The following is a 14,211-nucleotide window of genomic DNA, read 5'->3' as shown; positions in this document are numbered from 1 at the left end:
TCACCAGTGAAAAACATATTCATGGAAGAACGTCATGCCCATCCGAGCGGCCTTGTCACGCGCTTTGTCGCTGCGCCTTGCCGACCCGGGGTGCTACGCTGCCGCCTCGACGTCCAGCGCCGATCCGAGAGGGTGGGTGCGCCGGCGAATGGCTGCTTGCATAAGTGAACGGCTTGCTCATACTTGAACACTGTATCGATCGGGCGGCGTTTTGGGGCCCGGCACCGGAGAAGAGGATCCCCTGATGAGCAGCACGTCGAAGCGCTGGGCGCGCGCCATGGTCCTTGCCGGCGTGTCGAGCCTCGCCGCGCTGGCCACACCCGCGGCTTCGGCCCCGCTCGCCACCATGGATCGCAACGGCAGCCTTATAGCGATCGAGCCCTATGCGCCCAACATCGTCCGGGTCACCATCGCGTTGGACCGCTCGCTTGCCGATTCCGCGCCCGGCTACGGGATCGACGGGCAGCCGGACGCCGCCGGCTGGAGCCACAGCACGACCGCGAACGGCGACCGGTTCGCGTCGGGCGCCCTGTCGGTCACGGTCAATGCGCAGCCCTGGCCCAAGGCACCGTCGCAGATGGAACGCTATTTCGCGCCGTCGCTGCCGCCGGTGTCGGTGCAGTTCACCGGCGCCAGCGGCCAGAGCGTGCAGATGAACGGCTGGGAACTCGCGCCGCACACGGTCAATGGGGAGCGGACCTTCCGCACCGGGGCGAGCTTCAGCGACACGCCCGACACGCATTACTATGGGCTCGGGCAGAACCAGGAAGGCATCCTCGACCTGCGCGGGCGGACGATCGATTGCCGCCACAACTATGATGCGCCGGCGGGCGAGACGGTCTGCGTGCCCTTCCTTGTCACCAACAAGGGCTATGGCATCGTCTGGGACAATCCGTCCGCGACGACCGTCTCGCCCGGTCTGTTCAACTCGACCCACTTCCAGTCGAACGTCGGCGAGCGGGTGTCCTTCTTCGTCATCACCGGCACCAATGCCGACGAGCTCTACGCCGGCTATGCGCGGCTGACCGGCCGCACCCCGCTGCCGCCCAAGGCGGCGTTCGGGCTGATCCAGTCCAAGGCGCGCTACGAGAGCCAGCAGGAGCTGCTCGACATCGCCGACGGCTACCGCCGCCGTGGCTACCCGCTCGACGTCATGGTGCTCGACTGGTTCTATTGGACGCGGATGGGCCAGATCGACATCGACCGGACCTTCTTCCCCGATCCGCAGGGCATGAACGCCCGGCTGAAACAGATGGGGATGCGCTCGATCATCAGCGTGTGGCCGCGTTTCGAGCGGGAATCGCGCTACTACGACATGCTCGCTGCGAAGGGCTGGCTGCTCCACGACAAGGACGGCAATCCGATCGACGGTCTTGCGATCCGCTCCGACCGCGCTGGCGCGCTGATCGACAGCACCAACCCGCAGGCGCGCGCTTGGTACTGGGACCGGATTCGCGACAACATCACGTCGCAGGGTTTCGACTGGCTGTGGCTGGACGAGACAGAGCCCGACCTCGTTCCCGACGGCGCCTTCTACTCGATCGGCTCGGGCGACCGCTATCACAACCTCTTCCCGCTGGTGCACACACAGAGCGTGGCCGAGGGTTCGGCGCGTGACCGGCCCGGGATGCGCAACCTGATCCTCGCGCGTGCCGCCTATCTCGGGGCGCAGCGCAACGGGGCGCTGTTCTGGTCGTCGGACGTGCAGTCGACCTGGGAGGCGCTGAAGCGGCAGGTGCCGACGGGGCTGGACTTCACCGCCACCGGCCTAGCGTACTGGGGCAGCGACACGGGGGGCTGGCAGTGGCCCAACGGGCCCAAGGCGCAGCGCGCCCCGCTGGTCGACCCCGCCGGCGCGACCGCGATGGCGCCAGGCTACACCGACTATCCCGAGCTGTTCGTCCGCTGGTTCCAGTACAACAGCTTCACGCCGACGCTGCGGATCCATGGGCAGAGACCCGCGACGGCGATCTGGCAATATGGCGCGGCGGCCGAGCCGATCATCGCAAGCTTTCTCCGGCTGCGCTATTCGCTCATTCCATACATTTACTCGCTGGCACACCAGACCTACGCGAGCGGCGCGCCGTTCATGCGCGCGCTGTGGATGGACTTCCCCAACGATCCCAACGTTGTGAACCTGGGCGACGAATATATGTTCGGGCCAGCCTTCCTGGTGGCGCCGGTGACCGAGCAGGGACGGACCAGCCGCAGTGTCTACCTGCCGGCGGGGAGCGACTGGTACGACTATTGGACCAACCAGCGCTACGCAGGCGGGCAGACGATCAGCGCGGCGGCGCCGATCGAGCGGATTCCGCTGTTCGTCCGGGCGGGCTCGATCATCCCGGTCGGTGCCCCGGTGCCGAGCACCGCGACGGCGCAGCGGCTCGACAGCATCCGGGTCTATCCCGGCCGCGACGCCAGCTTCACGCTGTATGACGACGACGGCACCACCAACGCTTACCGCCAGAGCGGGGGGCGGACGGCGGTGCTGCGCTGGGACGACCGCGCCCGCCGGCTCACCAGCAGCGGACGGCTACCGACCGGTCAGGATGCCGCCGGCCTGGTGCGGGTCCAGGCGCCGCAGCCCGGCGTGGTCGCGCGCTGAGGAGCGGGGGCGGGACTGCGGCGAAGTTGATGCTGTTGCCGGCGCCAGCCGATCAGGCGTCGCTCATCAGCCGGTAGCCCACGCCCATCTCGTTGACGATCAGGGCCGGCCGCGCGGGATCGGCTTCCAGCTTCTGGCGAAGGTTGCGGACGACGATCCGCAGATAGTCGATGCGGCGGTCGTGCTCGAACGGCCAGGCGGCCTGGAGCACGCGCTGGTGGGTCACCACCCGCCCGGGACTGGCGGCAAGCTGCGCCAGCACGTCGTACTCCTTGCGGGTGAGATGGACCTCCACACCGTCGCGGGTGATGATGCGGTTGACGAGGTCGATGGCGACGGCGCCGGCCTGTACCACTGGCGCGGAGCCTTGCGCGAGCAGCTTGTGGCGGAGCGCGGCGCGAATGCGGGCGAGCACCTCCTCGCTGTCGAACGGCTTGGTGACATAGTCGTCGGCACCGAGATCAAGCGCCGCGACCTTCTCGTCCGTCGCCTCGCGCGCCGACACGACGAGGATCGGCGCGGCGCTCTGCTCGCGCAGCAGGCCGATGATTTCTAGTCCGTCGCGATCGGGCAGGCCGAGATCGAGGAGGATCGCGTCGGGCTGCTCGCTGCGGACGTGGGACAGGGCCTGCGCCGCGCTGACTGCTTCGACTGGCTGGTAGCCGCCGCGCACCAGCGTGGCATGCAGCAGCCGCCGAATGTGGAGGTCGTCGTCGACCACCATGACCTTGAGCCCGCTCACCACGCGGCCTCCCGGTCCGAGCCGCGCACCAGCAGCGTGTCGGGGAAGCGAAGGCTGAAGCAGGCACCGGACAGGTCCTGCCGGCTGGAAGCCTCGACCGTCATCCCCATGGCCTCTGCAAACCCCTTCACGATGGCGAGCCCCAGCCCGGTCCCGCTGACCGAGCGATCCGATCCTTCCAGCCGGCGGAAGGTCTCGAACACTTCCTGCTCGCGGCCGGGCGGGAGGCCGGGCCCCTCGTCTAGGACCGATAGGGTGAGTTCGTGCCGCTGGCGAGCTGCCCGGATCGTGATCGGCGTTCCCGGAAGCCCATAGCGGCCGGCGTTGTCGAGGAGGTTGAGGAGGCAGTGGTGGAAGAGCTGCGGGTCGACGCGGACGAACGGCAGGTCGGGTGCCACCTCGAGCCGGATCGGATGACCTTCCAGCGAGCGGCGGGTGTCGTGGACCGCAGCGCCGACCGCGTCGGTGAGGTCGAGCGGCTCGACGTTGAGCTTGAGCGCGCCGGCTTCGACCCGGGTCATGTCGAGCAGGTTGGCGACAAAGCGGTTGAGGCGAAGCGCCTCGCCCTCCACCGTGTCGATCAGCGGATCGTCATGGTCGCGGCGGAGCTCGGCAGCGGCGGCCAGGATCGACGTCAGCGGGGTGCGCAGGTCGTGGCTGACGGACGAGAGCAATGCCGAGCGAAGTCGGTCGCGTTCGCGGACCGTCTGCACGTCGATCATCTCGGCTTCGAGGCGCAGCCGCTCGAGGGTGAGGGCAGTCTGTTCGATCAGGCTGGTGAGCAGCGCCAGCTGGTCGGAGCGCACGGGCTCTCGGCCGTCGTCCCGAGCGAGGCCGAGCACCGCGAGCACGCGCTCGCCCGCGGTGAGCGGCCGGAACTGCCAGTCGGCGGCGGTCAGCGTGCCGGTGCCCTGGCCGGCGTCCTGCCCAGTGTCGGCGACCCACTGCGCCGCCGCCATCTCCATCACCAGCAGTTCGGTGCCGGGAGCGCTCGCGGCCTGGATGGCGAGCCCCTGCGGCGTCGGCTGCAGCAGGACGGTGCGAACGCCGAGCAGGCGGGCGATCTCGGCGCAGGCGGCAGCGGCGACCTCGTCGAGCGTCTTGAGTGCTGTGAGCTGCCGAAGATAGCCGGCAAGCGCGGCATTGGTGCGCGCGCTCCTGGTCGCCAGTTCGGCCTGGACCTGCACGCGCGAGGTTAGCTGGCTGGTGACGAACGCCACCCCGAGCAGGACCACGATGGACACGATGTTCTCGGGGTTGCTGATGGTCAGCGTGCCGACCGGCGGAAGGAAGAAGAAGTTGTACGCGAGGCTGGAGAGAAGCCCGGCGACGAGGCCGGTACGCAGCCCGTAGAGGCTGGCAGCGGCCATCACCGGAAGCAGGTAGAGAAGCGCGATATTGCCGAGGTCGAGAATGTGCGCGAGCGCGCTGGCGAAGGCGGTGACGACCGCCACCATGCCGCTGGTGGCGGCGTATCCCCAGGCCGATCCCCAACTGCCGCCGCGTGCCTTGTGGCGGGCGCCGATGGCAGCCTTGCCGGGAAAGGCGTTTTCCATCGGCAGGACATGCACGGCGACGCCTGGGGTCCCGCGCACCAGCTGGTCAACCACCGAGCCGTGGCGAAACTCGAACAGCCAGGAGCGCGCGGACTTGCCGACGATGAGCTGCGTGGCGCGGGCATCCTCGACGAAGCCCTTGAGCCCGGTGACGACATCGGTCGCGGGAACGGTCGCGACCGCGCCGCCGAGCCGGGTCGCGAGTGCCAGCACCGCAGCGATCCGCTGCAGCGCCTCGGCGTCGAGCTGGCGGCTGCGAGGAGTCTCGACATGGACCGCGGTCCAAGGCGCGTGGAGCGCGCCGGCGATCCGCTTGGCGGCGCGAACCAGCCCGTCGGCGCCGGGCAGCTCGCTGACCGCGACGACCAGCCGCTCGCCCGCCGCCCAGTTGCCGCCCAGCGCATGGGCGCGGACATGATCGAGCATCTGCGCGTCGACCGTCTGCGCGGCGCGGCGGAGCGCCAGCTCGCGGAGCGCGGAAAGATTGGATTTGGAGAAGAAGTGGTCGAGCGCTCGGGTGGCCTCGGCGGGAAGGTAGACCTTGCCCTCCCTTAACCGCTCGATCAGCTCGTCGGGCGGGATGTCGACGATCTCGATCTCGGCCTGCTCGAGGATCGAATCGGGGATCGTCTCGCGCACGCGCACCCGGGTGAAGGACGCTACCACGTCGTTGAGGCTCTCGATGTGCTGGACGTTGATCGTCGAATAGACGTCGATCCCGACCGCGAGCAGCTCTTCGACGTCCTGGTAGCGCTTCGGGTGGCGGCTGCCCGGCGCGTTGCTGTGCGCCAGTTCGTCGACCAGTGCGAGTTGCGGGCGCCGCTCGAGCAAGGCATCGAGATCCATCTCGGCGAGCGTGCGCCCCTGATAATCAATCGAACGCCGGGGCAGGATCTCGAGACCTCGGGTCAGCGCCTCCGTCTCGGCGCGGCCGTGGGTCTCGACCACTCCGACCACGACGTCAGTGCCGGCGCTGAGCCGCGCCGCGCCCTCCGACAGCATCTCGAAGGTCTTGCCGACACCGGGTGCGGCACCGAGGAAGATCTTGAGGCGGCCGCGCCCCTCCTGTGCCGCCTGGCGCAGCAGGGCGTCGGGGGCGGGCCGCGGCAAGTCGGTCAACGCGCGGCGCCGAGCCGATCCAGCTGCAGGTTGAGCGCCAGCAGGTTGACGTGCGGATCGCCCAGGAGCGAGCGGCGGACGTTCTGTTGGACAAGCGCGCGCAGCCGGTCCTCGCCGATGCCGCGCTGGCGGGCGATGCGCGGCACCTGGGCGAGCGTGGCCGCGGGGCTGAGATCCGGGTCGAGCCCCGATCCGCTGGCAGTCACGAGATCGATCGGGACGGCGCCGACGATGCCTTCGGCGCGGCGCGCGGCGATGTCAGTCCGCACCCGGTCCGTCAGCGCCTGCGAGGCCGGTCCGAGATTGGAGCCGGAGGAAGCCAGCCCATCATAGCCATTGCCCGCCGCGGACGGGCGCGTCTGGAAGTAGCGCGGCGAGACGAAGGCCTGGCCGACCACTTCCGAGCCGATGACCTTGCCCGAAGCATCGCGGACGAGGCTTCCGTTTGCCTGGTGCGGCATCAAGGCTTGGCCGAGACCGGTCATGGCGAGCGGATAGAGGATCCCGAGCAGAAGCGCGAACAGGATCGTCATGACGACGGCGGGACGGAGGGAGGAGGCGAAATCACTGCCCATGGCTGAGGCTCCTTAGACCAGACCGAGGCCGTTGACGGCAAGGTCGATGACTTTGATGCCGATGAACGGCGCGACGAGCCCGCCCGCGCCGTAGACGGCGAGGTTGCGCGCGAGCAGCGGCCCGGCACCAATCGGCCGGTAGCGTACGCCCTTGAGCGCGAGCGGGACGAGCGCCGGGATGATCAGCGCGTTGAAGATGATCGCCGAGAGGATCGCGCTCTGCGGTGTTGCCAGCCCCATGATGTTGAGCAGCCTGAGGCCGGGATAGAGTGCGACGAACATCGCCGGGATGATCGCGAAATATTTGGCGACGTCGTTGGCGACGGAGAAGGTGGTGAGCGCGCCGCGGGTCATCAGCAGCTGCTTGCCGAGGCCGACGACCTCGATCAGCTTGGTAGGGTCGCTGTCGAGGTCCACCATGTTGCCGGCCTCGCGCGCGGCCTGGGTGCCGGTGTTCATGGCGACCCCGACGTCGGCCTGGGCGAGGGCAGGCGCATCGTTGGTGCCGTCGCCGCACATGGCGACGAGGCGGCCGCCAGTCTGCTCCTTGCGGATGAGTTCGAGCTTGTCCTCAGGGGTCGCCTGGGCGAGGAAATCGTCGACCCCGGCCTCGGCGGCGATGGCGGCGGCGGTCAGCGGATTGTCGCCGGTGATCATCACCGTCCGGATGCCCATCTGGCGAAGCTCGCCAAAGCGCTCGCGGATGCCTGCCTTGACGATGTCCTTGAGGGCGATCGTCCCGAGCAACCTTCCGTCCCGCGCTACCGCGAGCGGTGTCATCCCGGCGCGGGCGATCTCGTCGGTCATCCGGCGCAGCTCGGTCGCGGCCGCCGTCTCACTCGCGGTCGGGTTGACCTTGAGGACGGAGTCGACCGCGCCCTTCTGGATCACCGATCCCTCGATCTCGACGCCCGAGATCCGGGTCTGCGCGGTGAAGGGGATGATCTCCGCGCCGGCGGGGAGCGCGTCCTGGCGGACGTCGAACCGCTCGCGCGCGAGGGCGACGACCGAGCGGCCCTCGGGAGTTTCGTCGGCGAGGCTGGCGACCAGCGCCGCCTCGGCCAGCTCCGTGACATGGACGCCAGAAACCGGCCGGAACTCGGTCGCCTGCCGGTCGCCGACGGTGATGGTGCCGGTCTTGTCGAGCAGGAGCACGTCGACGTCGCCCGCCGCTTCCACCGCGCGGCCGCTCTTGGCGAGGACGTTGAAGCGCACCAGCCGGTCCATGCCGGCGATCCCGATCGCCGACAGCAGCGCGGCGATGGTGGTCGGGATCAGGGTGATGAGCAGCGCGGAGAGGATCACCACCGGCACGCTGCCGCCAGCATAATGCGCGAAGGCCGGCACGGTCCCGACCGCGATCAGGAAGATGATGGTCAAACCGACCAGCAGAATGGTGAGCGCGATCTCGTTCGGGGTCTTCTGCCGCTCGGCGCCCTCGACGAGGGCGATCATTCGGTCGAGGAAGCCCTGACCGGGGTCGACGGTGACGCGGACCTTGATCTGGTCGGAGATGACCCGGGTCCCCGCCGTGACGGCCGAGCGGTCGCCGCCAGCCTCGCGGATCACGGGCGCGCTCTCGCCGGTGATCGCGGCTTCGTTGACCGAGGCAACCCCTTCGACGACTTCGCCGTCGGCTGGGATGAGGTCGCCGGTCTCAACGAGGACGATGTCGCCGGCGCGGAGCTGCGAGGCGGCGACATTCTCCGTCCCGCCGTTGCGGATCCGACGGGCGGTGAGCTCGGCCTTGGTCGCCCGCAGCGACGCCGCCTGCGCCTTGCCGCGGCCTTCCGCCAACGCCTCGGCGAAAGTGCCGAAGAGGACGGTCAGCCAGAGCCAGACGACGAGCTGGAGCTTGAAGCCGGTGGCCAGCGCGTCTTGCCCGACCACCAGGAGGATGGTGAGCAGAAGCGCCACGCAGGCAGTGGTGAACATCACCGGGTTACGGACAAGCTCGCGCGGGTCGAGCTTGCGGACGGCATCGCCGAGCGCCGGGACGATAAGGTCGGCGGTGAAGAGGGACTTGCTTTCTGCGCGTGCCACGGGTGCGCCTCCAATCAGGAGAGTTGGCCGCTGATCATCGCGAGATGATCGGCGATGGGGCCGAGCGCGAGGCTCGGCAGGAAGGTTAGGCCGCCGAGCACCAGCACGATCCCGACGAGCAGGCCGACCCACAGGCCGCCGGTGGTCGGGAAGGAGCCGGGGCTTTCCGGCGTGTGCTTCTTGGCCGCCAAATTGCCGGCGATGGCGAGCATCGGGACAATGATGAAGAAGCGGCCGATCCACATCGCAACCCCCAGCAGCCCGTCGTAATAGGGCGTGTTGGCGGTCAGCCCGGCGAAGGCGGAACCGTTGTTCCCGACCGCGCTGGTGAAGGCGTAGAGGATCTCCGAAAATCCGTGCGGGCCCTTGTTGAGCGGTCCGGCGAGACCCTGCTGAAGCACCGACGACAGGGCGGTGAAGCCGAGAATGATCAGCGGCAGGACGGCGATTGCCAGTACCGCGAGCTTGACCTCGCGCGCTTCGATCTTCTTGCCGACATATTCCGGCGTGCGGCCGACCATCAGCCCGGCGACGAACACGGCGAGAATGGCGAACAGGAGGAAACCGTAGATGCCCGCGCCGACCCCGCCGACCACGACTTCGCCGAGCTGGATGTTGAACAGCGGGACCATTCCGCCGAGCGCGGTGAAGCTGTCGTGCATGGCATTCACCGCGCCGCACGACGCGGCGGTGGTGACAACGGCAAACAGGGCCGAGGCGGCGGTGCCGAAGCGGACCTCCTTGCCTTCCATGTTCGCGCCGGCGACCCCGAGCTGGTGGAGCACCGGGTTGCCGGCGCTTTCCGCCCAGTAGGCGACCGTCACCCCGGCCAGGAACAGGATGGTCATGGCGGACAGGATCGCCCAGCCCTGGCGGGTGTTGCCGACCGCCTTGCCGAAGGTCCAGGTGAGCCCGAACCCGATCGCGAAGATCGACAGCATCTGGACGAAGTTGGTCAGCGCGGTGGGGTTCTCGAACGGGTGGGCGGAGTTGGCGTTGAAGAAGCCGCCGCCGTTGGTGCCGAGCATCTTGATCGCTTCCTGGCTCGCGACCGGTCCGGTCGCCAGCGTCTGGCGCGCGCCTTCCAGCGTGTTGACGTCGATCGTCGCCGCGAGGCTCTGCGGGACTCCGCTGAGGATCAGGAACAGCGCGTAGAGGATGCAGAGCGGGAGCAGCAGGTAGAGCGTGACCCGGGTGCAGTCGGCCCAGAAGTTGCCGATCGTCGATGCCTGCCGCCGCGCGAAGCCGCGGAACAGGGCGAAGGCCAGCGCGATGCCGGTCGCCGCGCTGAGGAAGTTGTGGATGGTGAGGCCGAGCATCTGGCTGAGGTTCGACAGGGTCGACTCCCCCGCGTAGCTTTGCCAGTTGGTGTTAGTCGCGAAGCTGACCGCCGTGTTGAACGAGAGATGCTGCGACAGTCCGGCAAGCCCCTGCGGGTTGAACGGCAGCGCGCCCTGCAGCCGCAGCACGGCGTAGGTGAAAAGCGTCAGCACCGCGTTGAACAGCAGCATGTGCACCGCGTAACGGCGCCAGCTCATCTCCTCTTCCGGGTCGATCCCGGCCAGCCGGTAGAAGCCGCGCTCGATTGGGCCGAGCAGGAGGTGGAGCGGGGTGCGCCGCCCTTCGTAGAGAGCGAACAGCCAGGTCCCGATCGGCCTGGTAAGCGCGAGCAGGATGGCGACGAACGCCAGGATCAGCAACCAGCCTTGCAGGGTCATCGGACCGCGCCCTTTCTTAGAAGCGCTCGGGGCGGACGAGGACCGCGACGAGGTAGAGGAGGAGACCAAGCGCGGTGAGCGCGGCGAGCCAGAGGTCGAGAGTCATCGCGGTGGCCTCAGGCTTGGTCGCACAGGCGGACATAAGCGAGCGTCGCCGCCACCAGCCCGAGCAGACACGCGATCCAGAGGAGATCCTGCATGGTCGATCCTTTCGTTAGAAGCTGGCGGTCAGCGATCCGACGAGGACCGGCTTGGCCGAGCGATGGAAATCATGGGTGCCGAGCGCGAGGTCGGCGGCGCTGGTGTCGTGGCGGCTGAGGTTCGTCCCGACCAGCGACAGGTCCGCGGTCAGCGCCTTCCACTTGGCCGACGCGCCGAGCGTGTAATCGACATAGTCGTGGCCGGCATAGTCGAAGCCGCCGCCACTGTGCCCGACATGCGCGTGGAGGAGGAGCGGGATGCCCGGCAGCGCGGTGCCAAGCTCGGCATATTCGTAGAGGTTGTAGCGGGTGGCTGTGTCGAACCGGCGGAAGTAGGACTGGCTGGGCGCCCAGTAGACGCCTGCCTTGGCCGTGACCGGACCAAGGCTCCGGGCGAGCGAGGCGTAGAGCTCGTAGTAATTCTCGCTAATGCCGACTGCCCGTCGGCTGCCCGGGTAAAGATAGCCGTAGACGCCCGCGTCAACGGTGACGCCCGACTGGCCGAGGCCATGGGAGTAGCCGCCGTAGACGTCGATCTCGGTCCCGCCGATGTTCACCGCGTCGTTCGCATTGGCACTCGAACCCCACACCGAGGCGTAGAAGCCGGAGCGGTGCGCCAGGGTGAAGCTGCCCTGCACCACGGGCTTGTTGTCGGACTGGGAGATGCCGCGGAAGCGGTACTGCGACACGAGCGCGGCGCTGCCGCTGATCATGAACGGTGAATTCGACGTCGTCGGGGGCTCGGCGGGAGTGGTGGGTACTCCGCTGGCCGTGTTCGACGGTTCCGTTTGTGCGAATGCCGGTGCGGCGGGCACGACAGCGACAAGGACGGCAGCTGGAAGAAGAAGCGATTTCATAACCTGACCTCGTGGACGCGCCGGAAAGCCGGGCGGCGCGGGAAGAGGTCAGCGAAGTAGGCGGCGGCGGCGTTGGATATCGAGTTCGAAAGCGCGGAGAGCCCGTAGTTTTTTCATATGGAAACGAACTGCGAGGGGCTTTGCGGCCGTTGTTTGCGCGATCGAGTGCCATCCGCCCGCGTCAGCAGCACGACCAGTTCCGGGCCGCTGACTTCCTTGGGGTCGCCATGAGAGGCCGGTTTCAGGGCAGCCGGTAAAAGCGTTCGGCAGTGCCTCCGAGGATGGCCGTGCGCTCGGCTGTCGCGAGCGGATCGAGCAGCCGGTCGGTCGCCTCGCACCAGCGATCGTAGGAGGCGGCGAGCTCGAGCACCGGCCAGTCGCTCCCCCACATCAGCCGGTTCGGGCCGAAGCAGTCGAGCAGCACATCGACATAGGGGCGGAGCCGCTCGACATTCCAGTCGGGGCCGGCTTCAGTGACGAGGCCGGACAGCTTGACCCGAAGCTCCGGATAATCGGCGAGGGCACGCATTCCGCTCGCCCAGGTGCCGAGTCCGCCGTTTTCGATCGCGGGCTTCGCGCCATGATCGATGACGATCCGGAGCCCGGGATGGCGGTCGAGCAGCTTGGGCAGGATTGTGAGGTGCCGCGGGGTGATCAGCGCGTCGAAGGCAAGGTCGCGGCGCGCCAGTTTGCGGAGGAGGGATTCGAAGGCCGGCCGGAGGATCCAGCCTTCGTCGGCAATGTCCTGCAGCATCGGGCGCACGCCGCGGAGCAGCGGATCGGTCGCCAGTCGGGTCAACTGCTCGCTCGCGTCCGGCGCCTCGAAATCGAACCAGCCGACCACGCCGGCGACGAACGGTGTCGCGCGGGCGAGATCGAGCAGGAAGCGGGTCTCTGCCAGAGTCGGAGCGGCCTGGACCAGGATGGTCCGGCCGATATTGTGGCGAGAGAGGTGCGGGGCGAGATCGGCGGGACCATAGTCGCGATGGATCGCAAGCTCGGGCCCGAGCCAGTGATAGTCGCCGCGCGCGAGGGTCCAGAAATGCTGGTGCGCGTCGATGCGCGAACCCGCCTCGCTCAAGTCCCGATCACCCAAGCGCCGGCTCGCGACGACGGCGAAGCTTCTGTGCGCCCGCGCGTAAACGTTCTCGCGCCCCGGGGCGATCGAGACGGAAACGGAAGCTCGGAGCCGAGCAGCGGGTCAACGCCTACAAGCATGCGACCAGGCTAGAAGATCTGAGCCGGTAGGGCCAATCGAATAGCTCGGCGCGACCCTGGCGCGCGCTACGATCCTGCGGAGGCGCCGCCCGGGTGATCGAGCGGTTCTGTCGCAAAGAAGACACTCACTTGCCGACCACGGTCGGGTTGGGCAGTCTGGCGGATCACGAGGGAGATCGGCTGATGATTGTTCGCGTACTCGCTGGCGGGCTCCTCGCCGCGGTGGCTGTTCCCGCAGCGGCGCAGATCGCCGCTACACCCGACCAGCTCGCCGGCGGGCCGGTCGTAACCGTCCAGATCAGCGAGCAGCTCCGCTCCCCGCCCGATCAGGCGACGATCAGCATGTCCACCGAGAGCCGCGCGCCGACCGCGACAGCTGCGCTCGCCGCCAACAAGGGGAAGACGCAGGCGCTGCTCGTCGCCATCCGCAAGGCAGGGATCGGCGACAAGGATGTGCAGACGGAAGGCATCAGCCTCGGTGCCGACTATCGCTTCGAACAGGTGAACGGCGTCGGCAGCCAACGCTTCATTGGCTATGTCGCGCGCAACACGGTGCGCATCAAGACGCGCGAGCTCGATCGGCTCAGCGGATTGCTGGACACGCTGACCGCGGCTGGCGCGACGGGCATCTATGGACCGAGTTTCGACATCGCCAACCCGCTTCCGATCCGCAGCGAGGCGCGGCGCCGGGCGATGGTGCGCGGCGAGGCGGAAGCGGGCGAATATGCGCGCAACGCCGGGTTCGCGCGCGTGCGGCTGCTGACGGTGCAGGAGGGCGTGTCCTATCGTTCGGACGACATCATTGTCACGGGCAGCCGCGTGCCCGCTGCTGCGCCTCCACCACCTCCGCCCCCACCCGCGCCCGAGCGCGACGGCGCGATCGCGCCGGGACAGATCGAGACCGGCGTGACGCTGACATTGCAGTACCGGATGGAGCGATGAGCCGCGTTCAAGGCTGGAATCTCCCGGCGCCGGAGTGCTGCCGTTGACGGTACAAATCCGTGGAAAACATGCACGAGTTTTGTCGATACTGTGCCACTTTGGAGCGCTAAATTTTCTTTAAGCGTAGCCCTCTTGCGAGAAACCCAATCCGGATTAATAAAACGTTCAGCACAGAGGCAATCCGATGATTCGGGATGTGCGAAGGGGCGTACATGTACAAGTTTGTGTTGCGCGTGGCAGTTGCCGCGACAAGCGTTTTGGTACCCGCTCAAGCGGGGGCAAGTGCGTTAACGTACACGCCAATTAATCCGAGCTTCGGCGGAAATCCTTTCAACTCTTCGCATCTTCTCGGGATTGCGAATGCCCAGAACAATTTCAAGGATCCGAGTACGCAAGCGACCGGAAGCCAGGCGCAGATCTTTGCGCAACAGCTCCAGTCAAGGCTACTCTCCGCATTGTCTTCGCAGATTGTGGACGCAATTTTCGGTCCGAATCCGCAGCAGCACGGGACGATCAAATTCGGCGATCAGACGATCGACTTCAACCGCAACCTGGACAGCGTCACGCTGACGATCACCGGGTCGGGCGGCGACATTACAACGATCGTCGTTCCCACCTTCCTCCAGGTCAACTGAC

At 67.8% G+C, this 14,211-nt stretch carries 11 protein-coding genes; 3 read left to right on the top strand and 8 right to left on the bottom strand.

Annotated features, from left to right (window positions below; translation table 11 throughout):
• Positions 1-244: 244 nt before the first annotated feature.
• Entirely contained in the window at positions 245-2,605 is a 2,361-nt protein-coding gene (locus HMF7854_RS12245) for a glycoside hydrolase family 31 protein (RefSeq protein ID WP_126719351.1), read from the top strand.
• A 52-nt stretch (positions 2,606-2,657) separates the two neighbouring features.
• Here the strand turns inward: HMF7854_RS12245 and HMF7854_RS12240 are convergent, their stop codons facing one another.
• The 8 genes from HMF7854_RS12240 to HMF7854_RS12205 form a co-directional block, all read right to left on the bottom strand.
• Complete coding sequence (locus tag HMF7854_RS12240) at positions 2,658-3,329, bottom strand: response regulator (protein ID WP_126720204.1); 672 nt, start codon at positions 3,327-3,329, stop codon at positions 2,658-2,660.
• A gap of 14 nt (positions 3,330-3,343) precedes the next feature.
• Positions 3,344-6,022, bottom strand: coding sequence for a sensor histidine kinase (locus HMF7854_RS12235; protein ID WP_126719350.1), 2,679 nt, complete (start codon positions 6,020-6,022; stop codon positions 3,344-3,346).
• Positions 6,019-6,597, bottom strand: coding sequence for a potassium-transporting ATPase subunit KdpC (kdpC, locus tag HMF7854_RS12230; RefSeq protein ID WP_126719349.1), 579 nt, complete (start codon positions 6,595-6,597; stop codon positions 6,019-6,021). The genes HMF7854_RS12235 and kdpC overlap by 4 nt, the downstream gene beginning before the upstream one ends.
• Positions 6,598-6,609: 12 nt before the next feature.
• Positions 6,610-8,640, bottom strand: coding sequence for a potassium-transporting ATPase subunit KdpB (gene kdpB, locus HMF7854_RS12225; protein ID WP_126719348.1), 2,031 nt, complete (start codon positions 8,638-8,640; stop codon positions 6,610-6,612).
• Positions 8,641-8,654: 14 nt separating this feature from the next.
• Positions 8,655-10,358, bottom strand: a complete 1,704-nt coding sequence (gene kdpA / locus HMF7854_RS12220; protein ID WP_126719347.1) for a potassium-transporting ATPase subunit KdpA — start codon at positions 10,356-10,358, stop codon at positions 8,655-8,657.
• A 16-nt stretch (positions 10,359-10,374) separates the two neighbouring features.
• Complete coding sequence (kdpF, locus tag HMF7854_RS12215; RefSeq protein WP_062116465.1) at positions 10,375-10,464, bottom strand: K(+)-transporting ATPase subunit F; 90 nt, start codon at positions 10,462-10,464, stop codon at positions 10,375-10,377.
• Positions 10,465-10,572: 108 nt separating this feature from the next.
• On the bottom strand, positions 10,573-11,415 hold the full coding sequence (locus HMF7854_RS12210) for a TorF family putative porin (RefSeq protein ID WP_126719346.1): 843 nt from the start codon (positions 11,413-11,415) through the stop codon (positions 10,573-10,575).
• 241 nt (positions 11,416-11,656) lie between these two features.
• Positions 11,657-12,496 (bottom strand): amidohydrolase family protein, encoded by an 840-nt coding sequence (locus HMF7854_RS12205; RefSeq protein ID WP_126719345.1) that lies wholly within the window; start codon positions 12,494-12,496, stop codon positions 11,657-11,659.
• Positions 12,497-12,816: 320 nt separating this feature from the next.
• On the opposite strand from HMF7854_RS12205, the gene HMF7854_RS12200 reads away from it, so the two are divergent.
• Positions 12,817-13,575 (top strand): SIMPL domain-containing protein, encoded by a 759-nt coding sequence (locus HMF7854_RS12200; RefSeq protein ID WP_126719344.1) that lies wholly within the window; start codon positions 12,817-12,819, stop codon positions 13,573-13,575.
• A 212-nt stretch (positions 13,576-13,787) separates the two neighbouring features.
• Positions 13,788-14,210, top strand: coding sequence for a curli assembly protein CsgF (locus tag HMF7854_RS12195; protein ID WP_126719343.1), 423 nt, complete (start codon positions 13,788-13,790; stop codon positions 14,208-14,210).
• Position 14,211: the final 1 nt, after the last annotated feature.

The organism is Sphingomonas ginkgonis (assembly GCF_003970925.1).
In the GTDB taxonomy this organism is placed as follows: Bacteria; Pseudomonadota; Alphaproteobacteria; order Sphingomonadales; family Sphingomonadaceae; genus Sphingomicrobium; species Sphingomicrobium ginkgonis.
The sequence above is the reverse complement of the archived record's forward strand: the minus strand, read 5'-3'. Positions and strand labels throughout refer to the sequence as shown.